11 protein-coding genes and 1 pseudogene are annotated in these 24,981 nt (G+C 51.3%); 3 read left to right on the top strand and 9 right to left on the bottom strand.

Translation table 11 applies throughout. The features are described 5' to 3' along the window. Positions 1-77: 77 nt before the first annotated feature. From ACO0U8_RS08255 to ACO0U8_RS08270, 4 genes and pseudogenes are all read right to left on the bottom strand, one after another. Positions 78-380 carry a hypothetical protein gene (locus ACO0U8_RS08255; RefSeq protein ID WP_122094344.1) on the bottom strand — a complete coding sequence of 101 codons (303 nt, stop codon included), beginning with the start codon at positions 378-380 and terminating at the stop codon, positions 78-80. Continuing rightward, a complete protein-coding gene (locus ACO0U8_RS08260) occupies positions 377-10,135 on the bottom strand; it encodes a hemagglutinin repeat-containing protein (RefSeq protein WP_421670690.1) in 9,759 nt (3,252 codons plus the stop codon). Before ACO0U8_RS08260 ends, ACO0U8_RS08255 begins: the two co-directional genes overlap by 4 nt. 621 nt (positions 10,136-10,756) lie before the next feature. Further along, positions 10,757-12,325: pseudogene (locus ACO0U8_RS08265) on the bottom strand (filamentous hemagglutinin N-terminal domain-containing protein); the annotation flags it as partial. 36 nt (positions 12,326-12,361) lie between these two features. After that, entirely contained in the window at positions 12,362-14,062 is a 1,701-nt protein-coding gene (locus ACO0U8_RS08270) for a ShlB/FhaC/HecB family hemolysin secretion/activation protein (RefSeq protein ID WP_217204445.1), read from the bottom strand. Positions 14,063-14,615: 553 nt separating this feature from the next. Between ACO0U8_RS08270 and ACO0U8_RS08275 the strand changes: the two genes are divergently transcribed. Together ACO0U8_RS08275 and ACO0U8_RS08280 are read left to right on the top strand one after the other, a co-directional pair. Further along, positions 14,616-15,005, top strand: a complete 390-nt coding sequence (locus ACO0U8_RS08275) for a hypothetical protein (protein ID WP_421670595.1) — start codon at positions 14,616-14,618, stop codon at positions 15,003-15,005. A gap of 127 nt (positions 15,006-15,132) precedes the next feature. After that, complete coding sequence (locus ACO0U8_RS08280) at positions 15,133-16,092, top strand: glycosyltransferase (protein WP_421670596.1); 960 nt, start codon at positions 15,133-15,135, stop codon at positions 16,090-16,092. Between the two features lie 82 nt (positions 16,093-16,174). Here the strand turns inward: ACO0U8_RS08280 and gadC are convergent, their stop codons facing one another. The 3 genes from gadC to ACO0U8_RS08295 all read right to left on the bottom strand — a co-directional run bounded on the left by gadC (position 16,175) and on the right by ACO0U8_RS08295 (position 20,054). Beyond that, positions 16,175-17,713, bottom strand: coding sequence for a glutamate:gamma-aminobutyrate antiporter (gene gadC, locus ACO0U8_RS08285; RefSeq protein WP_113876275.1), 1,539 nt, complete (start codon positions 17,711-17,713; stop codon positions 16,175-16,177). Between the two features lie 101 nt (positions 17,714-17,814). Beyond that, positions 17,815-19,200: a glutamate decarboxylase gene (locus ACO0U8_RS08290; protein WP_421670691.1), complete on the bottom strand. Its 1,386-nt coding sequence runs from the start codon at positions 19,198-19,200 to the stop codon at positions 17,815-17,817. Between the two features lie 563 nt (positions 19,201-19,763). Then, positions 19,764-20,054: a DUF2913 family protein gene (locus ACO0U8_RS08295; RefSeq protein WP_157960996.1), complete on the bottom strand. Its 291-nt coding sequence runs from the start codon at positions 20,052-20,054 to the stop codon at positions 19,764-19,766. Positions 20,055-20,321: 267 nt separating this feature from the next. On the opposite strand from ACO0U8_RS08295, the gene ACO0U8_RS08300 reads away from it, so the two are divergent. Further along, complete coding sequence (locus ACO0U8_RS08300) at positions 20,322-20,957, top strand: YfdX family protein (protein ID WP_421670597.1); 636 nt, start codon at positions 20,322-20,324, stop codon at positions 20,955-20,957. 18 nt (positions 20,958-20,975) lie between these two features. Here the strand turns inward: ACO0U8_RS08300 and ACO0U8_RS08305 are convergent, their stop codons facing one another. Together ACO0U8_RS08305 and evgA are read right to left on the bottom strand one after the other, a co-directional pair. Beyond that, positions 20,976-24,242, bottom strand: coding sequence for a response regulator (locus ACO0U8_RS08305; RefSeq protein ID WP_421670598.1), 3,267 nt, complete (start codon positions 24,240-24,242; stop codon positions 20,976-20,978). Next, on the bottom strand, positions 24,235-24,849 hold the full coding sequence (gene evgA, locus ACO0U8_RS08310; protein ID WP_112289462.1) for an acid-sensing system DNA-binding response regulator EvgA: 615 nt from the start codon (positions 24,847-24,849) through the stop codon (positions 24,235-24,237). The genes ACO0U8_RS08305 and evgA overlap by 8 nt, the downstream gene beginning before the upstream one ends. Between the last annotated feature and the right edge of the window lie 132 nt (positions 24,850-24,981).

Consider the following 24,981-nt stretch of genomic DNA (forward strand, 5'->3'; position numbering starts at 1 on the left):
GCCAGCAAGACCCGCTGACAAGGTTGATATCGCAGCTACCCGGCCACTACCTCGACCAGATTGTCCGGAGTTTAGTATTATGATTTTATAGTAAAAGAGATAAATAAATTATCGCCTTTCAAGCCATTAATATGCTCTTTTGCATATTCAGTAGCTTCAATTGGATCAGATGAGGAGCTGAACCAATCTGCATAAAAGTTATTCATACCCCCATCACTTCCACGCTGATAAACATCACCACCTAAAACTAACCAGCCATTTTCTTTAAAAATATCAAGAGCATCATTTGATGAAGATATAGGCAACACTGCCTCATTTAAACCATTTTCAAGTAAGCTATGTCCGCAACGGGCATATAACTCTAAAATTTTTCCAATCATAACTTATAGCCCTCTTTATTTTTATCCTGAACAAAAAGTCGATGATTAATCGTCCCATCTGGATTTCGTATATATTCGAAAACACCTTCACTTCCTCTGTAAGTACCAGGTATTTCGAGCTTCCAACGCTTGACACCATCACCACCAGTGATCTCGGATACCGTACCTTGTCCAGCATATCCATCGACTGATTCAGGGAAAGAATGATAATCTCCCGAAGATGCTTGTTGGCGTACTTTATCGGTATATGTTGTACCATCTAAAAAATTACCCGCATTAATCCCATCCTGTGACTCTGACATATAGTTCGAGTCATTCTTATCTGCTAGCGCAGGTCTAGGATTAATATAAATACCATCGTTCTTACCGGGCTGGCTTTCCGGTGAAATAGTAATCATGCCTTTATTATCACCAGACAGATCCGGCGTAATCAGTGAAGTCCCTTTGTTCTCGTCCGGAACCGGATTAAACAGGTTCCCTCCCGTCAGATCATCATTCACCGGCACGGTTTGAGTTTTGCTTCCTGCACCGTCTGTGTGTTGCTGGTTCTGCGCCGCAACTATCGCCATTATTACACAGACATCATTCGCCAGACAGTTCGCACCCAGCCCCTGTTTCACGGCTTTCGTTAGCGCTAGCGCAGCCTGATCATTCGCATTACCTTTACCGCTTTCGGCTATCGCCGCAGAGTTCAGGGTTTCATACGCTAGCATCTGCTGAACTAACCCGATACCGACCATGTTATTACTGATTTCATTCTGGCCAGCCTGCGCCCCCACCATCGCATTAGCCGAGTTGTGGCCTGCCAACCCGCCAGCCAACCCTGCCGCTGCAGTTCCTAGCGCAACCAACGTTTGTTTCTGGCTTTCACTTAATTGGCTTACTGGAATATCACCATACAACGCAGTTTTTATCGCTTCGCCCATTAATGCCGTAGTCGCAGCACCGGCTGCACCCGCAGCGGCAGAGTTACCTTGTACTGAGGCCAGTGCGCCAGCTACGACAGCATGGGCCATTACCCGACTGGCTTCATCCGGTGCAATCTCCTTGATAACTTCCGCCAGATACGGTGCACTCCCGCCTGCAATAGCCTTCGCTAAATCCCCACCGGCCAGCCCCTGCATTACCGCCGTGGCAGCCTGTAAACCCTGCTGAATAGCACTGCCCGTACCGTATTTCGCCATTTCAGTTTTGTAGCTGTCGGTATTTTTCAGTGCAGTAACATAAGCATCACGCTCTTTCTCCGTAGCTTCCGGCCCCGGTTTTTTGATCCCAGGGTTGTCGGCATGAGCCTTTTCCAGCCCGTTGATATCGCCCTGCGTTCGCGCAATATCCATCACCTGTCCGCCAATTTCCCCGATGAGCTGAGCCTGTTTTAAACGGTTCTGCTCTTTTTCCTTATCAAATATCGGGCTGATGCTGTCGTTGGCATGTTCCGTGTCACGGCTGAGGTCTTTGATATTTTGCTGCTGAGCCGCGGTGTCACGCACAACGATAGTGCCGTCCGATACGGCTGACTGTGTCGTACCACTGGCGTGTCCGTTATTGCCCGCCCCCGCAAGTGAGAGGTTGCCGACGTTAGAAAGCAGGTTACCGGCGATACCACCCCCGGAACTGAGTGAGCCACCCTGATGTTCAGTGCTAAAATCGGCCTGGTTATGTATATCGCTAAAACCAAGCGTGCCAGTGTCCAGACGATTTTTATCGGCATTGCCCGTGCTGGCTATCACCGCGCCGTCAAGCTGGGTATGTTTACCCACGGTGATATCGAATCCGCCTTTACCGGCGTAAATTCCGGTTTGTTCCTGCACCGAGTCATAGTTGCTGTGGATTTTGTCACGGCTGTAACTGAACTGGCCGCCAGCGTTGGTGCTCGCCCCAATAGGGATACTCACTCCACCCGATACGCTGCTTTGTTTAGCATCATAACGATCGGTGTCCTGCTGGCTGGAAAGCGTCAGGTCACGTCCCACATTGGCAATGACCGTTTCACCGCTGACCTGCGCACCCAGAAGGGTTGTATCGCGCCCGCTCTGCAGCGTCAGCGACTTACCGCTATCAAGCGTTGTCTCTGACCACTGCGTCCCATTACCCTTGTCATTGCCCTGTGCTTTATTCGCATTTGCCGTGATGGCAAAACCCGTATTTTGCCCAATGGAAACGTCTACCCCAACGCCAAATCCGCTACTGTTGTTTTTACTCGATGACTGCTGCGTATTTGCAGAACCTGCCAGCAAGATGTCACGCTCGGCATTTACAACGGTATCACCGCCCGCTTTTAACTGGCTGCCCGCGATCGTCACATCACCACTCTGCGTCTGATGACCTTTTCCTGTCGCGGTGATCGCCAGATTATTACCCGCATTCAACGTAGAACCCACAACAGCATCAGAGCTTTGATGAGAAGATGAAGACGATTTTTGCGACCCAAGCGTTGCACTGACGCCGAAAGATGCCGATGTCTCGTTACCTTTGGCGGCATTAAGCGCCATCGCCTGCCCCGCCTGTACGCCGGAGAGCGCCGCTTTGGTTCCCTGTAGAGCCGCGAGTCGACTGTCAGACTCACTTTTTGCCTCTGACGACGTGGTCACTGCGGAGTTAATGGCACTGCCCGCGGCACCCGATAGTGCGACGGTTAAGCCACTGGTTTTCTGTTCAAAGCTTTCATCACGTGAGCGTTTATCACGTCCGGGATCGATGACCACGCTGTCGCCGCTGATGCTGAGATCTTTACCTGCAATCAAATCAGAACCGCTGATGCGCGCCTGCCCGCCCGAGACCACGCTGACATTTCCCCCCGTTGAACCGACAGTGCTCGCACTCTGGCTTTGGGTAGTACCTTCCTCATTCATTTTATAACGGGAATTACTCGACCCAATAGTCACGCCGATGCCACCGGTACTGATGAGACCGCTCTTTTTCTTTTCATTCAGACGATAGCTGGACTGTTCATCCGTTGCGGCAACAATATCAACATTATTCCCCGCAGTAAGGCTAACCTGCCCGTCCCCCACCACTGACGAGCCTTTGACCTTCAGATTGTTACCGGCACTAACAGACACGTTGTCGCCGCTCAGTACCGAGCCTTTTTCCTGACTTGCATAATCTTCTTTAACGGTATGCGTCGTCGTTTTAGACAGGAAACCTTTTTTAACGGTGGTTTTTTCGTCGTAGCTGTAATCACTCTCTTTGGCGGTGGTGATATTGGCATCACGACCCGCATTCAAAACCAGGTCCTCTTTCGCATTCACCTGTGCGGCCTGAGTGGTGATATCGCGACCGGCTATGATGGAAGTATTACCTCCGCTGGCTATCTCAGTGCCTTCCTGGCGCACAGTCTCCCGAATGCTAACGCTTTTATTTCCGTGTTTCTCGCTATAAGCCCCTGTCTGCTGAGCATCAAGATTGACATCGCGTCCTGCACTCAATGAAGCATTCAGATCGGCGGTCAGTTGCGCAGCTTTAGCATTCAGGTCACGCCCCGCGTTAATAGCCAGATCGCCGCCGCTGCTGACAGCACTGCTGGTGGCATCGTTAATATCGTTCTGATTTTTTCCGCTGGTCTGGTGGCTGCTCTTGTCCATCGTTTCAATATTGACGTCATTGACCGCAGACAGGCTGGCATTCCCTTTGGTAGCAATCGCGCTACCGGTAACGTTCAGATCATGCCCTGCACTGGCCGACAATGAACCTGAAGCACTGACCTCACTGCCCTGACTGCTCGTAACCTGTGAACTCCCCTGTAAGGTGGTGTTCTGTGTGCTGAGCGCATTGCCGGTGATGTTGATGTCGTTCAGCGCCACCAGTTGCAGGTCACTGCCCGCCGTGAGTCTGGCGCCGGTGTTGTTGATGTCGTGACCGGCGGTGAGCGAGAGCCCTTTGCCAGCGGTAATACTCGCGGCGTCCCCGGTTTGTGTCTCACTGAACGTCAGCAGCGCTGTTTTATTTTTACTGCTGCCCGGTGCAGCATTCCATTGCTGCGCCTGGGTGACGTTATTGATGTCGCCGCTGACGGATTGCAGCGCAACGGTCTGCCCGGAAATCGACGAACCAATGTTATTGATATCTCCCAGTGCAGCGAGTTGCAGGCTTCCGTTGGAGGCAATAAGCCCTGCGCTAAGATTATCCAGCGCGCCGCTGCTTTTTGCTGTCAGTTGGGTTCCGGCCTGCAACGTGCTGCCTGCATTGACGATATGCCCGGCGTCGAGATTGACGGTGTTCCCGGAAATCACGCTGCCGGTCACCGCGTGGGTGTCGTTGGCAGAGAGATACAGTTTAGGGGCCAGAACGGTCTGGCCGTTGACGGTGGTTTTTTCCCACCAGACGATGCTTTTGGTCAGCGCCGCGACCTGTTCCGGCGACAGGCTTACGCCCAGTTGCAGGCCCAGACCGGCCTGCTGTTCGGCGGCGTTATCAATCAGATACTGCATCTGCGCAAGGTCTGATCCTGTGCCGCCGACGTAACGCTGCCCGGTCTGACTGAGCACGGCGTTATCGACATAACGGGTATCGAAGGCGGCATCGCCGAGGAATTTGTAGTCATAGTCCGGTGTCAGCTTCAGCCGGTCCATAAAGTAGGCCGAGCCAAGGAATTTGCTCTCGTCGGTATAGACGGGTGCCGTCTCAATACGCGGGTTGGACGGCGTGCCGGGTTGCACAACCGGGTTGATCACTGTGCCCTGCGCCGGAATATACCCCGCAGCCGTCGCCCCTTTGCCTCCCGGGGCGGAAGTCTGCACAAACGCCAGCCCGGAGGACCCGGGCACTGTACTCAGCCCGGCGCCGTTCTGAGTGGTCTGCTGATTTACGCCGGAGACTACGGAGGTCGGACGCGACAGGTAATCGTTCAGCGCATTGAACAGTGACGGATCGGTTTTACCGATCCCGCCAAGTTGCGGGTTGGTGGTGATCAGATACGGGCTGGAAGGATCCTGACTCGCCACAAACAAACCGTTATTGCCGGTCGGCAGCGGGTAATCCGTCAGTGCTGCGCCCTGATTGCCAATTTGCTTTAACGCATCGGTGACGGAATTGTTCCACTGTACCGATCCAACGGTCAGGTTTTGTGCGGATGCCAGTTGTTTGCTTTGCGAACCGCTGACCTGTTGCAGGCCCGACGTACCGTTCAGAGACGGGGCGCTTATCGCATGGGATAAACCGCCTGCGTTAGCGGAGGTCGTGGTATTGCTGATGTTATTGCTGAAACTGGCGTTAACCGCCCCACCGGCCTGAATAACTGAGCGGAGGCCTTCGCCGGTGCTGACATTCTCATAAGTCGGTGCTTCAGAGAGGTTGTAGGTCACGGTTGAATCAACGCTGTCCCCGCGTCCAACAGTCGACTGGGTGGAGTCGGAAGTTGTAGCAAACGTTTTTTTATAATCCTTGCTATCAGGATTATCAGACCCCAGTGTGCCGGTATAGGTGTAGGTAAGATATTTATTCTGAATACCATTTTCATAGGACTGGTTATTCAGATTCACACCAGACAGTGAGATATTCTCACCCGCCAGAATATTACTGCCGACATTGTCCAGAGTGCTGGCTGCAATATTGATATTGTTGTTAGCGGCAATACGTCCGGCACCTCCGCTGGCCGTCGCCGTCACGGTTGATGTGCCCTCCAGGAACTCTTTAACTGATCCTTTTTGGTTGGGTGCCAGATAGCTGGTTGTTATACTCCAGCGCTCACCATTACTGCCGCTTCCGCCGTTGTTATAATTGAACGTTGACAGGTAAGTACCCAGTTCATCATCATCCAGATCCCCCAGACGCACCTTGATCGAACTGGCACCGCCGGATGCCGGGCTGGCTGCCGCCGCCTGATAAGAACTCGTCGTGCTCAGCCCGTCCCGCTGATTCAGCAGATGGCCGGTGTTGATGGTGATATCGCCGTTGGTGGTTTCGATATCCCCCGACGTGTTGACCACTTCACTGTTGGCGTTGTCCGCCGCGTCCCGCTGCAGCCACAGGCTGTTGCCTGCCAGAATATCGCCGTAGTTATTGTGAATACTGTCGGCCAGCAACTGCATGTTGTTACCGGCGTACAGCAGCGCGCTGTTCGTCAGTTGGCCACCAGCGGACATCACCACGTTGCCCGCTCCGCCGACAAAGCCGCTGTTGTTAATCACGCCACGGCTGGCGAGGCGGATATCCCCTCCGGACTGTACGCTGCCGCTGCCGTTGAGCTGGATGTTGCTGGCGTCCACGCCCACCGTACCGCCGCCACCGCGCAGCTGACCGCTGTTGGTAAAGTTGCCGGTCGAGCTGAGCTGGATCCCGTTGCCCTGCAAGGTGCCGAGCACGTTCAGGTCGCCCTGCGTGCTGAGGTTGAGGTTCTGTCCCGCTGCCAGCGTGCCGGTCTGGGTAAAGCCCGAACCGAGTTGCAGCGTCATATCCCCCAGCGCCAGAAGGCTGCCTGCCTGATTCAGCACCGGCGTCACCAGCGTCAGGTTACCTGCGCTGTAGAGTTTTCCGCCCGCCTGGTTGTCGGCGTTCTGAACGTTAAGCCCCAGCGACTGGCTGCCCAATACGGTGCCGGTGTTATGCAGTTCGTTACCGGTCAGCGTCAGCCGGTCGCCCTGAAGCTGGCCCTGATTGGTCATCTGCGTGACGTTAAGCGTGCTGTCGCCCTGACCGGTCAGCGTACCGCTGTTGTTGAGCGTGCCGCCGGTCATCGTCAGGCCCTGCGCCTGCAAAACACCCGTATTCGTCAGCGTGGGAGCAGACACCGTCAGGCGGCCGCCGGTCAGCAACGTACCCTGATTGGTCAGGTTATTGGAAAACGTGAGATGGCTGACGCCGTCGCCCTGCATCTGCCCCTGATTGAGCAGCGACTGAGCGCCCAAATCTAAGGTTCCCTGGCTACGCAGCGTGCCACTGCTCAGGTTATTAATGTCATTTTGCACCATGCCCTGCAGGCTTTGCTGGCCCTGTAACTGCCCGGCGTTGCTAATACTGTTGGTGGTGAGCGTCAGGTTACCGGCCTGAAGAGTGCCGCTGTTAGCAATATTCCCGGCGTTCACCGTGGCGGTGCCGCCGCTGAGTAATGTGCCGCCCTGCTGAACCTGAAGTTGCCCGCTGAGCGTGGTCGCAAGCTGACTGACACCGCTGATGCCGCCGCTGCTGGTCAGCGCACCACCGGTCAGGGTGAGATTATCCGCCGACCAGTTCCCCTGATTATTCAGGTTCGCCGCCTGCAAAATAGCCAGACCGGTTGAGATGATTTTGCCCTGCGCCTGCGTGTTGAGCGCACCGGTCAGGTTGAGGTTCGCGCGCGAAGCTGTCTGGATCGCGCCGTTAAGATCTAACTGACCGGCGTGTAAATCGGCGCTGTCGGCCTGCCAGCTGCCATTGTTGGTGACGTGCGCAGCGGTGACGGTGAGTGCGCCCTGCGTCAGCATCTTGCCGGACGTGGCGTTGGTTAAATCCTGCTGCAGTTGCGCCGTCAGGCCCTTCAGGCCAATCAGGTTGCCGCTGTTGTCCGCGTTGTTCGCCGTAAGCGCCAGCGTGTCGCCCTGGATTTGCCCCTGATTGGTCAGATGGTTAGCCGTCACCGTGGCGGTTTTATCGCTGAGCAACTGGCCACTGTTTTCCAGCGTGGCGGCGTTCACCGTGACATCACCGGATGAGAGCAGGCTGCCGCCGTTATTGAGGTCACCCTGCATCTGCGCGTTCAGGCCATTCGTGCCTAATGCCGTGCCGCCGTTGGTCAGGCTGTTGCCGGTCAGAGTAAGCTGGCTGCCCTGTAGCCTGCCCTGATTTTGCGTATCGCCTGCCTGCACACCCAGCGTGCCGCCGGACAATACCTGCCCCTGCGCACCGTTGGTTAAGGTAGTGGCGGTGAGCGTGGTACCGCCGTTGCCCTGCATCAGCCCGTTGTTGCTGATACCCGTGGCATTCACGCCGACGGTTTGTGCCAGAAGCTGGCCGTTGTTGGTCACAACCGGTGCCGTCACGGTCAGGCCGTTGCCCGCTGATATCACGCCCGCGTTCTGATTGGTCAGGCTGCCGGTAGCATTCACGCCGACGTTACCGCCCGACACGTTGCCCTGATTAACCAGCGTCTGGCCTTCCAGCGTCATCTGGTTCTGCGCAGACAGGCTGCCTTGCTGCTGCAAGGTACCGGCTTTCACATGCAGGCCGTCATCGGCGGTGATGGCACCGCTGTTGGTCAGCGAGGTGGCCGTGATATCCACATTGTCCGCGCCGAGCGCCGCGCCGTTGGTCAGCGTACCGGCCTGAACTGTCAGCGTGCCCGGTGTCACCAGTTTCCCGGCCAGATCGGCTTTTTCAGACGCACTGATCCCCAGCGCCTTTTTACCCTGCGTCTGCGAGCCGTTGCCGGTAGTGAGCTGTTGCGTGGTCAGCGCCGCGTTGCCGTCGGCGGAGAGAAAACCGTTTAAGTTCGCAGTATCAGTCTTCAGAGCCACATCGCCCTGGCTGGACTGTACAGATCCGGCGCGGGTGGTCAGCGCGGTGGCGTTAAGCGTCGCCCCCAGCGTGCCGGTCAGCGTACCGCCCAGATCTGCCTGGCCGGTGTTGAGCGTCAGCTGACCATCGGCCAGTAAGATTGCCGCATCGCCGTTAATCACGCCGTCCCGCACGGTCAGCGCTAAGTCGCCGCGGGTGCCGGTCAGCCCCTGATTGTTGAACTGATTCAGGGTCAGCGTCTGGTCACTGCCGGACTGCGCCGTGCCGTTGTTATTGAAGGTGTCGCCGTCAAGCTGCTGGGTGCCGAGGGATTGCAGCAGGCCGTTATTGGTCAGGATACCGAAGCTGAACTGCCCGTTGCGGTTGGCGGCCAGCGTGCCGCCGTTGCTGAAATCGTGCGAGGAGAAGTTAAGGTCGCGCCCGGCAATCAGGCTGCCAGACCACTGTCCGCCACTGGCAACCGTGGCCTGCACGTCATTTTGCGCCGAGGTTTTACCACCCTGTGCGGCATTCAGCAGGTCAGCGGTGATCGAAAGAGTATTGCCCGCGCTGGTGGTGCCATCGAGCTGTTGCTGAGCGGAGGATAACTGCATATCACCGGTTGAAGCCAGCGAACCGGTGCCGGTCACCTGCAATGTGCCGCCACCGGCTTTCAGCGTGTTGCCGTCGAGCGCACCGGCCAGCATGGCGCTGCCGGTTACCGTCAGGGATAAATCTTTATCGCTGTGAACGGAACCCTGTGCCCCGACGGAGAGATCCGTGGCGTTCAGGCCCACGTTGCCGGAGGTCGACAACTGGCCGCCAAGCGTCTGCTGCGCGGCAGTAAACTGAATATCGCCAAGGCTGGTGATCAGCGAGTTTTGCCCGGCGTTCAGGGAAGTACTGTTGATCGTCAGGCCATTTTTGCCGGTCAGCGTGCCGTCGACAATCATCTTACCGCCGCCGATGTTCAGCCGATCACCGGCAAACAGCGAGCCTTGTTCACCCACGGTCATCTGGTCAGCAACCTGTAAACCCAGCCCCTTCTGCGAGCCGATCACCCCCTGATTACTGAGGGTATTGGCAGTGATATCTTGCGCGCCGCCGGACTGCATTTTGCTACTGTTGTTCAGTTCGCTGGCGTTCAGGGTCTGTGTGCCCTGCGCCTGGATCAGGCCGCCGTTGGTCAGTTTTTGCGTGGCTAGCTGCGTGTTGCCGCTTGCGGCCAGCGTGCCGTTGTTGGTCATGTCGCCCGCGCTGACGCCCAGATTGCCGCCCGCCGTCAGGCTGCCGTTCCACACACCGTTATTGCCCGCATTGGCCTGCACATCGCCCACGCCATAAATTTGCGCGGTATTATCTGAGTTGAGTGACCCGCTACTGAGCAGAAGATTTTGCCCGGCGCGCAGCTTGCCACCTAATATCGCTTTGCCGGTTGCCTGAACATCTGCGTCCGTGCCCGACTGAAGTTGCGACCCTGCCAGCGTGGTCAGCTCGCCGAAACGTCCGGTCAGCAGATTATCCGTTGAAATCAACCCGCCGAGCTGCGCGTTATCAGCCGTCAGCGAAAGCTCGCCTGCGCTGGTGATCGTCGAATCGCCGGTGGTACTGAGTGAACCGACATTCAACTGCGTGGCCTGCAAACCCGTCAGTGAGCCGTCAATCTGTACATCACCGGCCGTGATATCCAGCAGGCCACCGGCACTCATTGCGCCGCTGTTTCGCAGGCTATCAGCACGGATTTGCTCCACGCCTCCGGCCTGCAATTTGCCCGTATTCACCAAATTGGTGGCGTTCAGGGTCTGTGTGCCCTGCGCCTGGATCAGCCCGCCGTTGGTCAGTTTTTGCGTAGTGATCTGCGTGTTGCCGCTGGCGGCCAGCGTGCCGTTGTTGGTCATGTCGCCCGCACTAACGCCCAGATTACCGCCCGCCGTCAGGCTGCCGTCCCATACGCCGTTATTGCCCGCCTCCGCCTGCACATTGCCGACGGCGTAAAGCTTAGCGCTGCTGGCCGAACTCAGTGAGCCGCTGCTGAGCCGCAGGTTTTGTCCGGCGCGGACGTTACCGCCGAGTACCGCACTGTTCTGCACGCCGATATCCGCATCGGTACCAGACTGAATCTGCGACCCTGCAAGGGTGGAAAGTTGCCCGAAACGTCCGGTCAGTTGGTTGTCAGTCGACAGCAATCCGCCAAGCTGAGTCTCTCCGGCGGTGAGGGTCAGGGCTCCGCTGGCCTGTACCACCCCGCTGTTATCCAGCGTTGTCGCCTGAAGATCCTGCGTCCCCTGTGCCTGCAGCGTGCCGGTATTGGTCAGCCGCTGCGTGGTGATGCGGGCGTTTCCGTTTGCGGCGATCAGCCCGTTATTGGTCAGATCCCCGGTGTTCAGTTGGAGATCTTTCCCCGCCGTCAGCTTGCCCTGCCACTGGCTGCCATTACCGGCGGTAGCATGAATATTGCCCGCCGCAGATACCAGCGCGGTATTGCCTGAATTGAGCTGGTCAGCGGCCAGCGTCATATTGCCGCCGCTGGTCACCTGACTCCCCTGCACGGCCAGTTGCCCCTGGCTGTTGAGCGCCATATCGGCGCCCGACTGCTGGGTACCGTTAAGGGCGATGGCCTGCGCATTCGCCGTCAGCTTGCCGGTCGAAGTCGCATTACTTAGCGTCAGCTTGCCGCTGGCATCAATCTGCATATCGCCGACCGAGGCGTTCAGGTTGCCGAGGTTGACCCCGACGCCCTTGTCGCTGGAAACCAGATGAATGCGGTTGGCATACATGCCACCGAGTGCGCCGGTGTCAATCGCCACCGACGGTACGCCTGCGCCGGATATCGGCGTGGCATTGCCCTGCGCATCGACACGGTTGGCACCCAGGGTGACGTTAAGGTCTCTAGCGTACAGCCCGGCGTTAATCTGCGCGGCGCGGGAAATCAGTGAAAAAGAGTCGCTCGTGCGGGCATCCAGCCCCTGACCTTCAACCGTAATCGCACCCTGCGTGACGTCGAGGGACTGCAGCGAACCGTCCGCGTTCAGCACCGGCCTGCCGGTGGTCAGCGTGGCGTTCGGGGTGTTGAGGAAGCCGCAGCCGTTACAGGTGATGCCGTAGGGGTTGGCGACCATGACGTTGGCGGCTTTACCGGCGACTTCCATGTAGCCGTTAAGCTGCGAAGGGTTCGCTGACACCACTTCGTTAATGATGCCCTTCGCTTCCTGACCTGTCGTAAGATTGGGGTTATTTTGGATCAGCCCGCCCAACTGAGTCTGGGTCAGTTTACCGGTGGCGTTATTGAGGATGAGGCCCTGCTGGCCGACGTTGAAATCGTTGTATTTATTATGCGAAATCCCGGCCTGATTCGGGGTGGCGATATTCACTACCGGCACGCCGTTGCCCGCCTGATCGGTTCGGGTGTTGCCTTCGGCCACGGTAATACCGGCGGCAAATGCGGGCATCACCGGTTGCCAGACCAGCCAGCCCATCAGCCCGTACGCCAGTGCCTTACGCCATAACGCGACCGGTTGCTCTGTGATCGATTTCATCGCCGAATTCCTTCTCTCTTATGTAGAGGTACAAAGCTAAAGTGCAAAGCCGATACGGTAGTAGACCGTGACGCGATCCGGTGCCAGTGAGTCCGGATAGCTCAGCGGCCAGCCGACGGTAAACTGGCTGGAGAAATGTGCGTTGGTACTGGCAAGCCCGACCGCCGCGCCCCACAGAGTGCCGGAGGCGTTGGTGTCGTGATTGCTGCGTTGCAGATAGCCGCCGTCGAGGGCCGTTACGCTGCTGATTTGTCCGAGCCCCGGCATGGCGAACAGTTGAGTGTCCAGCTCATTACGCCAGTAGCCGCCGTTGTCGCCGGAGAGGTATTGCTCTTTGAACCCCCGCACCGAGCTTTCGCCCCCAACGGTCAGACGTTCGCTGCCGTAAAGACGGTCGTCAGCCCACTGGCCGTAGGCGCTGGTCAGCCAGGTAATACGTTGTGTGACAGGCCGGTAATAGCTGGTGGACATCGTCCATTTAGAGAACTCCGCACGCGGGGCATCCGGTTTTTTATCTTCATCACTTTCGCCGCCAAACCACGGCACGCCACGGCTGAACGCCGGGTTAAGCGTGGCGTATCCGCCCCAGAGTTTCTGGCTGTGATTGAGGCCAGCCGTCCAGCTGGTCAGGCTGCGGGTACTGCTTTCCAGCGGAGCATCGTTGAGATAATTTCGGTTGAGGCGGTGCGTCAGCCCGAGTCTGGCGGCGGTTTTCATGTCGCCGTTGCGAAACAGTACGCGGGAAAGGGTGAAACGGTGCGCCTGGCTGTCGCCGGTGGAGCGCCAGAGATAGCCCTGCGATTCAATGGTGCTCAGGTAATCGCTGTAGCTGTAGTTGTAATCGAACAGCCAGTAGCCATAAGGCAGATTAACGCCCGCCTGCACGCTTTTCGCGTCGTGGTCGCTTGCGCCGTCGCTGCTGCGTGACGCACTGACAAACCAATGATCCGCCAGCCCGAGCAGGTTATTGCCCGTCAGCGAACCGCTGACCTGTCCGGTGCCGGTGCTTTTCTGCCCTGAGTTATCAAAACCGGCGCTGACCTGCAGCGGAAACTCAGGCGTTGAGGTGAGGTTGACGATGGAGTATCCCGGCTGGCTGCCGGGCTGGATTTCAATCTGCACCGGCGTTTTGCGCAACCGGTTAATCTGCTCCATCCCCTGCTCGATATCGCGCAGATTAAGAATTTTGCCCACCCGTCCCGGAAACGCCATCGCCAGCATTGCGCCGCGTTGATTTTCCATTTTGATGGCTTCGAGTTTGCCTTCCATGATTGTCAGGCTGAGGGTGCCGGAAAACAAATCCTGCTCGGTGAGAAACGCGCGGCTGGTGATGTAACCCTGGCCGATATACCAGTCGGAGACCTGTTTCACCAGGGCATTAATCTGGCCAATGCCGAGGCACTGTTGCAGATAGGGTTCGGTAAGTTTTTGCTGTATTCGCGCGGGCATATGGTCTGCGCCGCTGAGGGTAATGTCGTGAATATCAAAGCACGGGCCGCCGGGTTGAGCTGGCGTTTGCGGCGCGGGTGTTATCGGTGTGCTGCGCTCCAGTTCCTGACGCTGCTGCTGGTTCTGCTGCAGAAGTTGCCGCTGCTGCTGTTCGATACTGTCGCGGTCGGCGGGGCTAAGCGGCGCGGCCTGCGTCGCAAAAGCAAACAGTAAGTATAACGACGCTAAAAGTTTAACTTTCCGGCGTTTGAAATGTCGAAAACTAGTAACAAGGCTTATGATTTCCATATCCGGGCGTTTTCTCTCGCCGACTTGCTGCCCTTTCCGCTCTCAATCTTGCGCGTCAGGTGCCGCTACAGCGTTGAAGGATTGTTTAATATTCAACACATATCGGCTGAGGAATGATCCACCTTTAGCAATTAACGGGCTAATGACATTGCAAAATATGTAAAAAGAGAGTCACGAAAAGGATTAATAAATATGCCAATCCACAGTTTTTTTAGGGAATTACACCAAGTAATTCCCGCCACATTACCTAAATAAGATGAATACTGCTGAATAACAGTTTTGCTGAAAAATTATTCTAGAAATATTTAGAAATAAACCAGCTTAGTGAACACATACCTATTTTTTGATCCCCCTACCTGTACCGGCTCCGCATTCGGCTAACAGCCATACTCGTCCGTTAATGGGCTGATGGTGCAATAACGTTGATGTAGCACGTCATATTCCTTCAAACAGTGCTGAACTGAGTTATGCACCAATGGATGCGTTGCGTGTCAGTTGAACCTCGCATTCTGAACACATTGGTCACAAATCGAAAATACAGGTTTTCATGCTCATGATTTTAAAAATCTTTTCTCGAGCAGGTATTACTTACCAGACTTATTTGGGCCATTCCACAACGCAGGGCAAGGAATACCTATCCATTATCGATATCCTGTCCACATCGATCGGTGATAACGATCGAAATCAAATTATCGATCTATCAAAACGATTATCTTTTCAGCAATCTCTCTGGTTATCCTTGGCTTCCATTGTTGACGATAAATGGCTTCTATCACGGCGTATTACCGCTGTGGGGCTTGCTACGTCATCACTGCAGGGAGGCCAGAAACTAATCGTCCCTCAGGTAACAATTATTGCATCAGATGAGTACGCCAACACCAGGCCGCATGCTGGAACGATGCAGCAGCGAAGAGATGAACATGAGAAGATGCACCCGATGTAATAAAAAAAGAAACTTCATCGAACGGTTATTCGCGCTGGATAAAGAGCTCTGCGAGGAGTGCTTATACGACATTCAATTGGAAATTCGAGAAAGAAGAGAAATCCCGGTCAAAAGGCACAAAGATTAAATGGCGCTCATTCAGCAAACTCAACAGGCCGTGATCGATGTAAGCGTCATCATTCCAGTCTATAACGCGGCAGAGACCATCGGTGACCTCATCAGCAAGATCCTTAGGGAAACCCGTGTCGTTATTGAACTCATTATCGTTAATGACGGTTCCACTGATGCTACCGGCAATCTTATCCGGGATGTCTGCGACAACCGGTTCATCCTCATTGAGCAGGAAAATCAGGGCGTCTATGCAGCACGCAATGCCGCTCTGGATATCCATCGCGGCGAATGGGTGATATTTCTTGATGCAGACGACGACGTTAAAGACGGATTCATTTATGAACGCTGGCAGGACGCGATAAACACTCAGGCCGATGTGATGATCTTCAATGCCTGGCGCACGGGGTCCTCTTCATCCAACACGGCTGTGCATGTCAAACAGCCCTACGGAAAAAACCTATCCGGGCATGACTGGATACGCCACTGCGTGACGCATCGCGAATGGCCACACTATCTGTGGCTGCAGATCATCAGGTCATCTTATATCCGCCAGCATTCCCTCTCCTTTCAGTCCGGCAAAAGCCACAAAGATATTCTCTGGACCATTCACCTTGCAGCAGCCAATGGTCGATTCTGTTTATCCGACAGCAAAGATTACACTTATAAGGTAAATGCCGATTCCATCACGCATCGCAGCGATTATTTTGACGTCAGGGCACAAAGCTATATAGAGGTGATTGCGGAAATCATCCGGCTGGCCAGGCTGGAGCAGAACATAAGAATCAGGGTGTTTTTGTACCGGCATGCGCTGGTGGAGGCGCGGCATTTTTTGGGGTTGTTTAGAAATAATGTGGGGGACAAGATCGGGGTGAAGTCATGCTTCAGAGAAAGCATTTCAGCCGGTGATTTATTTAAAGGTATTAACAGCCTGAGTGATGTATTTTTCTTTATTAAGCTGTCAGGCAAACTTTTATAAATGAGATCCTGAAAGAAGCGATAAAGTAGGTCAGACACGAAACAAGTAAACAGACCAGTCATACTGGTCTGTTTGTTTCCAATCAATGCATTTTTTTATCACCTACAAAGATATGATGTTTCGAACGCGCGCGCGGATGAATGAAGAAATGTCCTTCAGGCGCTGAATCTGTAGTGATAGGTTCAAGTGTTAAATTACATGCCTTACCACGCTTATCATGCAATGCATAGATAATGAACGGAATCGATACCACTACCAGGAAGCTGACGATCAGCAGACCCGCGTACAGGTGGTTCGCCTCCCCGCCCGGCAGACCAGAAGGCGGACAGAACGAGACCACAAAGGCAATCATTGAAATCAGTAAACCGACCATCGCAACGCTAAGTTTTACCGTTTTTCCACCAGGAATATTAAAGGTTCGCTTGTTTTTCGACTGCTTGCGCACCAGATTGATATATCCGAGGAAGAGCAGGAAATAGCTACACAGATAAATAACAACGGTTAATGCCAGCGCAATCAGGAATGACATATTATTGCCGCCGCCTGTATTGGTAAGAACAATCAGAGCCACAGAAGTGATGATTAACTGGGAAATCACCAGAACGACGGGTACACCGTTCTTATTAATTTTGGCGAAACTCGCGGGCAATATGCCTTTTTGCGCCGTCACCAGCATTCCACGAGATGGCCCGACAATCCAGGCAGCAATTTCAGCCAATACTCCCAACATCAACAACGCGGCAATAACACGGATAGCCCACTCAAAACCGCTGCCAAAGTGATTAATTAGCACGGTGAAAGTCTGCATTACACCTGCCGATAGATTAATATCACTGTGAGGGATCACTGCAGCGATAGACAACCCGCCAATAGAACTCAGGAAGATGGCCGCAACCATTAACAACAGCATCGCGAGCGGATAGTCCCGACCCGGATTCTTCATTTCGTTGACATGGGTTGCAGAAGCCTCAACACCCATGTAACTCAGGATAAACGCCACGAATACCACTAAGGTACCCATCTGGGTAAAGTCCGGGAAGAAAGTCGACATACTCATTTTGATAGCCACCGGCGCACCGGAATGCAAATAGCTAAGCGCCAAAACAACCAGAATTAATGCAGGCAGCAGGATACCTGCGAAAAAACCGATTTTTGCAATACGTGCCGTATTCCTGGTGCCGCCGAACTGCGTTAAAGCCAGACCCCAGAGGATCACCAGCGCCGCTACCGTTTTTACTATCGGATCGTTGTTTAGCTCCGGCCATTTGAGGATGTAAGAGAGCGCACCCAGCACAAAATAGAGCATGGGGATAAACCCAATCGCGATTTGCAAATAACCGAACGAAATAGCCGCAAATCCCCATTTTTCACCGAGCGTTTTAGAAACCCAGGTGAAAACGCCCCCCTCCTGCCACCCTTCCACCGTCGCCATTTCGGCCGCACAAAGACCGACGGGAATAAACCACAACAGGCCGCCTAACAGCAGAAAGAAAATAAGGGAAAAACCCGAGGTTGCAAACGTGGGGTATTCATAAACGGCCATCACCATCGACGCCGTTATAGCAAAAAAGCCCAACAACGATAATTGTTTAGGTGCGGCGCTTTTTATTGTGCTCGCCATAACTGATCTCCTGAAGGAAGCGCAGAGTCTTCTCAGTAAGTTTTAATCTGAAATTTAGGGGGGGACTGTCGGGTCACCCCGGAACAAGAGAAGTCACGCGTTTATGCGTGATTAAAGCCGCCCGTGCGTGATGCGCTGGAAGGCTGGCTGAGCGGGTGACTCATGAAGTCATTCAGCGCACGTTTCATATCTTCAATGAGCAGGCAGCCCAGGTCGTAGCTCACACCGTGACGGACCAGAATGCGCTGAATCACCAAATCTTCTCGGTGGGACGGCATGGAGTAAGCCGGCACCTGCCAGCCACGCACGCGCAGCTTCTCAGCCAGATCGTAGAGCGTGTAACCGCCAAGGTAAGCCCCCTCTTTCAGCGTCCAGGCCAGTGCAGGGATACCTTTTTGGCTGTCGCCATCGAAAATGATCTCAAACGGCCCAAGCTTGCCGATTTCTGCCGCCAGATACTGGGCTGTGGCGTAACAGGCGTTATGGATTTTTGCGTACCCTTCTCGTCCCAGACGCAAGAAGTTGTAGTACTGTGCAACGATCTGACCGCCAGGGCGTGAAAAGTTAAGCGCAAAGGTCGGCATGTTTCCGCCCAGATAATTAACGTTGAAAATTAGCTCTTCAGGCAGATCTGACGACTCGCGCCATATCACCCAGCCAGCGCCAAGCGGAGCCAGACCAAATTTATGTCCTGATGCGTTGATGGATTTAACTCGTGGTAAACGGAAATCCCACTCCAGTTCCGGGGCACAGAATGGCGCCAGAAAACCGCCGCTGGCGCCGTCAATATGCATTGGGATGTCCTGCCCGGTCTGCAGCTGAAGTTTATCAAGAGCATCGCTTACTGCTTTCACCGGCTCGTACTGGCAGGTAAATGTCACGCCAAGCGTAGGGATCACACCGATAGTATTTTCATCCACACGCTTAAGTACCTCTTCCGGCGACATGATAAGACGATCGCCTTCCAATGGAATCTCACGCAGTTCAACGTCGAAATAGCGGGCAAATTTATGCCAGCAGATTTGAACCGGGCCACATATCAGATTTGGTTTGTCAGAAGGAAGCCCCTGCAGAGCGCGCTTCTTGCGCCACTGCCACTTCAGTGCCAACCCGCCAAGCATTGCCGCTTCTGAAGAACCAATGGTGGAACAACCCAGCGTGGTTGTCGGCATGGGGGAATTCCACAGGTCCGCCAGCATTCGCACGCAACGAGCTTCAATTTCAGCAGTTTGCGGATATTCATCTTTATCGATCATATTTTTATCGATGGACAAATCCATAAGTTCCCGGATTTCATCATCTACCCAGGTCTGACAAAAAGTCGCAAGGTTCTGACGTGAATTACCATCAAGTAATAATTCATCACGAATCGCATTAAATATATTGCGAGGCTCACACTCTGCTATTGGAAAAACTGAAGTGGGTAATGATGATGCTAACTCTGCTGACGCATAAACGTCATCTTTATTCGATTGTGTAACTTTCATATGCTCGCTCACTTTATAAACCATTAAAAGTTTTTTATTTAAAAATATAAGCAACGCCAATAAATGACCAAATCAAAGATTGAACGGTGCCGGGGGAATTCGATAGCGTTTATGTCATGGAGACTATGACCTGACAGACGATAACCTGACAGACGATAAATAAAACCGCGCCACAGTCAGTGACTTCTGTTACCTGTTTACAATTCAAATTCTGCAATAAATAAATTATAATCAATACGTTATTTTCCCGATAATAGACGCAATAAAAAACGCCTTACTTTATGGGAACTAATTAATTTATAACTTTGGACAACCTTGTCATTTGCAGTCTCCAAAGTTGTCATTGGAAACACATCATCTGACTCCAGGAAAATAAACTCTTCATATGTAACCATCTTTGGCGGAACCGTATTTCCCGTAGCTATAGTTGAGCCCAGGGACTGCGGCAACATGAAAGAAGTGAGAGTTAAAAGTAAAATTTTTCCAACACGCATGATGCCTCTTGTCGGGTGGATACCGTAAAATAATATATTGATGCTGAGGGCAGCTTCATAACGACAGTTTCATAACGACAGCGGGTCCTCTTCTGACCTTGAATAACTGTTCCATATATCCAGCAAATATTCTTTTATTCTCACCTTCCGACTTAACTGCCTGCTATAGCAGATAATGTCATTGAGTGATCCCGCCACTTCTTTGGGAAACCTTTTTTGGTGTTGAGCATTTATTAGCCAGCGACGTAAAAAAAGGTCTTCTTGTGCGGCATCCTGTGATGGATGTCTGTGATTGTTGATGTAAAGAGCTATCAGCGCACACCAGGAAAGATGAGCTATTTTTTCATTGGTATTATTCAATTTTCTCTGCCTGATAAAGATAAAGAGATAATAGTTTTTTCAATAACGAATTTAGTGTGACAATCTATTCTTTGTTTTCATCAAAATACATAGGATAAACATCCCGTCATTATCATCTCAATCTCACATCTGTAATCCATACTAAACAGGGATGACAAGTGTAAGTCATATCTCTCACAATAAAGGTGGCGGTCCTATTACCATCAGGCAATGTAAACCCTATTCTATAAATGTTTTCCAGAAACAATTTATTGAAAGGATATTATTATGAAAAACTTATTATTAGCCAGCATGATAGCTACCGTGATGACCGCGACTCCAGTTTGGGCGTCAGAAAATACGGCCGATGTTAAAACGGAAACCACTTCAGTTAAAAAGGTTCAACGCGAAGCCGGAGAGGTATTGCACATGGCCGGACAGGGATTTGATGCGATGCGCGATATACAATTGGCCAGAGTCGCCATATTTCAGGGGCATACTGGAAAAGCCGAAAACTTTATCGCTAACGCGACGACCTTGCTCTCTGATACCAGCACAGACTGGAGCAAGTTCACCAAGATGGATCATAATGCGAAGATGATTAACGATCAGTATATTATCATTAATTCTAATTTTTCGATTTCAGAGAACTTCGTTGCCTCACCAGAAAAAGAGGCCGCCATTAAAAAGGCAAACGAGAAAATCTCTGAGGGCGATCCAAAAGGAGCCGTCGACACGCTGCGTTTAGCTGGCATGAGCGTGGTGCAAAATCAGTATCTGATGCCATTACAGCAAACACGCCATGCCGTTGCCGAGACCACCCATCTGCTCAACACTGGCAAATACTACGAAGCCAATCTGATGTTGAAAAGCGCAGAAGATGGAATTGTGGTGGAAAGCCAGCTTATAGATTTAACCAAATGATTTGAAATATCACTATTATTATCTGTCTGGCAGTTCTTGAATGTCTGCCGGACAAATAATGGTGATCTCTTCACTGACGTCCTGCAAAATGCTTCTGACTGATTTCAGCACTGACAGACAATATTCATTCGTCAACTCAATCTCATCCATGGCTTCAACAGGGACAAGAATTGTTTTAAGTTCTGCTATTTCGAGAAGCTGAGAAGCACCATGAAGGCGATGCATGGCCTGCCTGAACTTGCTGAAAGAGCCCACTGTGATTGCCTTCTCAGCTTCAGCCAGATCCTTCTTAGCTTCACGATAGAAAACCTGAATCAGCTCATTGAGCAGATCCTTTTGTCCGCCAGTGTTGCGATTAAGTACATCCACATTGAGATGAGAAATCGCAGGTGTAACCGGACGCCCCCGCGCAAGCTTATTGAGTTCATTGGTCAGAGTTCCCAGGGAAACGGGTTTAAAAAGACAGAGATTCATCCCGCTTTGCAAACATTTCTCTCGCATGTGCTCCTGAGCATTTGCCGTCAGTCCCCAAATTTGTAAAGTGGGATGGCTTTTTCGTATGTCTTTAGAAAGTGTAATTCCATCTTTGCCCGGCATATTAATGTCAGTAATCAACAAATCGAAATGCATTCTCCCTAGCATTTTCTCTGCCACATCCCCGTCACTGGCTTCATGCACCTCATAACCGATATTTTGTAATTGCCTCCTGAGCAGCAGGCGGTTAGCTGGATGGTCATCTGCTATCAGAATAGAGAGAGGGGCGAGAGCTAAAGGCTCACTTTGAGGTACTGAGGAAATGTCTGGCTGTGGCGCACATATTTCCACAGGTAAGTTGAGGGTAAGAGTCGTTCCGCTGCCGGGCTGGCTATCCATCGTGAGTGTGCCATGCATCAGCGAAACGAGCTCTTTACATATCGCCAGCCCTAAGCCCGACCCGGTTTGCAAACGTCCGGACCTGGCCTGGGAGTAACGCGTAAAAAGTGTCGCCTGTTCGTCCTGGGAAATACCGCATCCGGTATCACTGACAAGGATCTGAATTCCGGTTTGATAGTCGCTAAACCTATGCTGATGCACACACACCTGAACCCAACCCTTATCAGTAAACTTCAAAGCATTACTGATGAGATTATTCACAATCTGCCTGAGTGCCTGAGGGTCAACGAGTATCTGTATATCATTGGGAAGAGTAATATTAACATTTAATGAAAGATTTTTTTTCTGTGTAATCCCCTCAAAAGAGCGGCATATTTCAAGAATCAGTTTATTAACATCGGTTCTTTGGTAGTGAATCTGATATTTACCTGACGCCACTTTATCAACATCAAGTATTTCGCCGATCAACCCTAACAATGATTGCGCTGTGGAATATACCTGTGAAATAGCTTCCCGATGTTGTTGATCATCGAGTTTATGACCGTCCAGTAACTCTAAGAAACCCACAATGGAGCTGACAGGAGTGCGCAATTCATGTGTCATCGTGGCGAGAAACTGACTTTTTGCTTCCGTTGCAAGAATCGCTTTATTTTTTTCCTCTTCAAGTGCGCTGGAAAGAGATTCTTTCAGCTGAAGCTGAATTTCCAACTGACGCTCGGACTCTTTACGTTTACGTACTTCACTTAACAGATAAATTCCCCAAATCAGGCTACTTATAATCAGTGTTCCGGCTAACGCGATAACGAGATAAAATTGCTTGCTGTATAGGTTCCAGGTTTCGATCTGAACTTTAGGCATCTTTGACCATTTTTCAGTCAACTGAAGTATCTCTCGCGGTGGAATCGACATAAGAGCTTTGTTTAAAATGGATTTCAATTCAGGATCGCTTTTGGATAAGGCAAAACTGATTGGTGCAAGCGGCATATCGGAGAGGCGCATATAATTTAATGCATTAGGATAATAGTGATCGATGATATAGCGTGCTGATAATTGAGTTGTCACTGCTGCATCAACCTCACCTTTATTCACCATATTCATAGCAATGCTGGTGTTTTCTACTAAGATCCATTTTACCTGTGGGTACTTATCCCTGAGTTGACGGTCAATGGTAAAGTGAGAAGGTATTGCGACCTGAGTAATATCTTTGAGCGAAGTATCCACTGCTCGTTTTAGTTTCGTTACTAGGACAAAAGGGACTTTCATAAAAGGATCACTGAATGAAATATGATCTACCCTTTCACTGCTATAAGTGGCGGCGGGGATCAGATCCCACTCCCCTTTAAGAATTATCTTAATCATTTCAGCATTTGAATTAGTAAATACCGGTTCAAATTCCATACCGGTTTGTATCTGGATAAGATTCAAGATATCACCCATAATGCCGCGAATTTCATTCTCGTGATTGGTGATTGTAAAAGGAGGATAGTATGGGTTGACAAGCACACGTATTTTTTTATGTTTTTTAAGCCAACTCTTCTCTCGGCCAGTTAATGAAATTGGCTTATTTAAAAATGAGAGGTTCCCTCTGTCTAGCCAGTTTTGTGTAATCTGAATATTTGTTTCATTTGATATTGCATGAATAAAGTTATTGATAGTTTCACAGAGTATGATTTGTTCAGAATTAAAAATGAAGTGATTATCCAGATCTGACTGAAGAAAGTAACGTATCACTGAGAGTGACTGAGGAAAAAACTTAGAAATATAATTACCAGTGGAGATGTTATCACCAATAAAGTAAGTATTTTCATTATCTGATACTGATGACATGGCGAGATAATCAGTATCATAATATTTAATAACTGCATTAGGGAAGTCAGCTTTGATACTCTCGGCAGGAGGGCATGACTCAGAGCATGCAATAGTGACCGTTTTATCTGTTGATAAAGGCTGCATCGCGTTTTTTAAGGATGTCACGAGCGTCGGATAGGTTCTGACTAAAGCCGAGCTATGCAGTAAATCATCCTCTTCATAGGCTTTACGCGTCAATGGGGTAAGCAGCATATCGACGTGGTTTTTTCTGAGTTCTTCAAGTGCTTCGGCCTCGCTGCTATACAGTGTAATAGTGATCTTAACACCCAGGCTCTTTTGCATTAACGCCAGATAATCAGCATTAATTCCTCTGTAATAATGGTCAACGCTATCGTAAACAACGGGTGAAATCTCAGGCGTCCATGTACCAATAACCAGACTCTGTTTACGGGCAATCAGGCGTATTTCATCCTTACTTAATTTGACCCTCTCAAAATTATTAATAAAACTATTTTTTATTTCAATATTCTTTACCGTGGCCGCATTTACAGGGAATAGCACAATTAAAAGTATAAACGCAAAAATCTTCATGAGTTTATCCAAGCTTATTTCTTTGCGCAAAACTAAAAAGATCCATCAAAGAATTACAGTTAAGCTTTTCTAACAAACGTCTTTTATAGGTACAAACTGTTTTATTGCTAATGTTCATTTTACTGGCGATACTGGTATAATCAGTACCGTTAATCATATATCTGAAAACTTTTACTTCCTGCATGGAAAGTGAATCCAGTTTGCCTTGTTCACTTGTTGTCTCGCCATAAAAACGACTCAGCGTGAAAGGGAAATAACTGTAACCATTATTGGCAGCTTCAATTGCAGACATAATATTATTAAGTCCTTCTTTTTTACTGACAAATCCATTTGCTCCTAATTCTGCACTGCGCTGTCCATAAAAGACTTCATTTTTAGCCGAAATGACGATAATAGCCCCTGAATAACGACGCTTACGTAATTGCTCCAGCACTTCGATACCGCTTAGTACAGGGATGTCGACATCAATGATAAGAAGATCGGGTTTTAGCGTTTCGACTTTATTGACGACGTTTCCCCCTTCATCCAGTTCTGCCAAAATGTCTATTCCATTTGCATTAAGCAAATTTCTTATCGCGATGAGTGCGATAGGGTGGTCGTCTACGATTATTGCCTTCATTATTAAATCATCATCCTTTGATTTAACGAAAATTAAACATCAATTCCTTCAAATTTCCTGTGTCCGAGAAAATATGAGAAATACATATTACGACATTTACAATTGAAATATGCGAGTCGTTAAATATTAATT

This window comes from Rahnella sp. EDr1-12 (assembly GCF_049206505.1).
Taxonomy (GTDB): Bacteria; Pseudomonadota; Gammaproteobacteria; order Enterobacterales; family Enterobacteriaceae; genus Rahnella; species Rahnella rivi.

What these genes read in the sequence shown, in the direction of transcription:
- ACO0U8_RS08270 (WP_217204445.1), bottom strand. Translation starts at nt 14,062, where the DNA reads ATGGAAATCATAAGCCTTGTTACTAGTTTTCGACATTTCAAACGCCGG.
- evgA (WP_112289462.1), bottom strand. Translation starts at nt 24,849, where the DNA reads ATGAAGGCAATAATCGTAGACGACCACCCTATCGCACTCATCGCGATA.
- ACO0U8_RS08290 (WP_421670691.1), bottom strand. Translation starts at nt 19,200, where the DNA reads ATGAAAGTTACACAATCGAATAAAGATGACGTTTATGCGTCAGCAGAG.
- gadC (WP_113876275.1), bottom strand. Translation starts at nt 17,713, where the DNA reads ATGGCGAGCACAATAAAAAGCGCCGCACCTAAACAATTATCGTTGTTG.
- ACO0U8_RS08280 (WP_421670596.1), top strand. Translation starts at nt 15,133, where the DNA reads ATGGCGCTCATTCAGCAAACTCAACAGGCCGTGATCGATGTAAGCGTC.
- ACO0U8_RS08275 (WP_421670595.1), top strand. Translation starts at nt 14,616, where the DNA reads ATGATTTTAAAAATCTTTTCTCGAGCAGGTATTACTTACCAGACTTAT.
- ACO0U8_RS08255 (WP_122094344.1), bottom strand. Translation starts at nt 380, where the DNA reads ATGATTGGAAAAATTTTAGAGTTATATGCCCGTTGCGGACATAGCTTA.
- ACO0U8_RS08300 (WP_421670597.1), top strand. Translation starts at nt 20,322, where the DNA reads ATGAAAAACTTATTATTAGCCAGCATGATAGCTACCGTGATGACCGCG.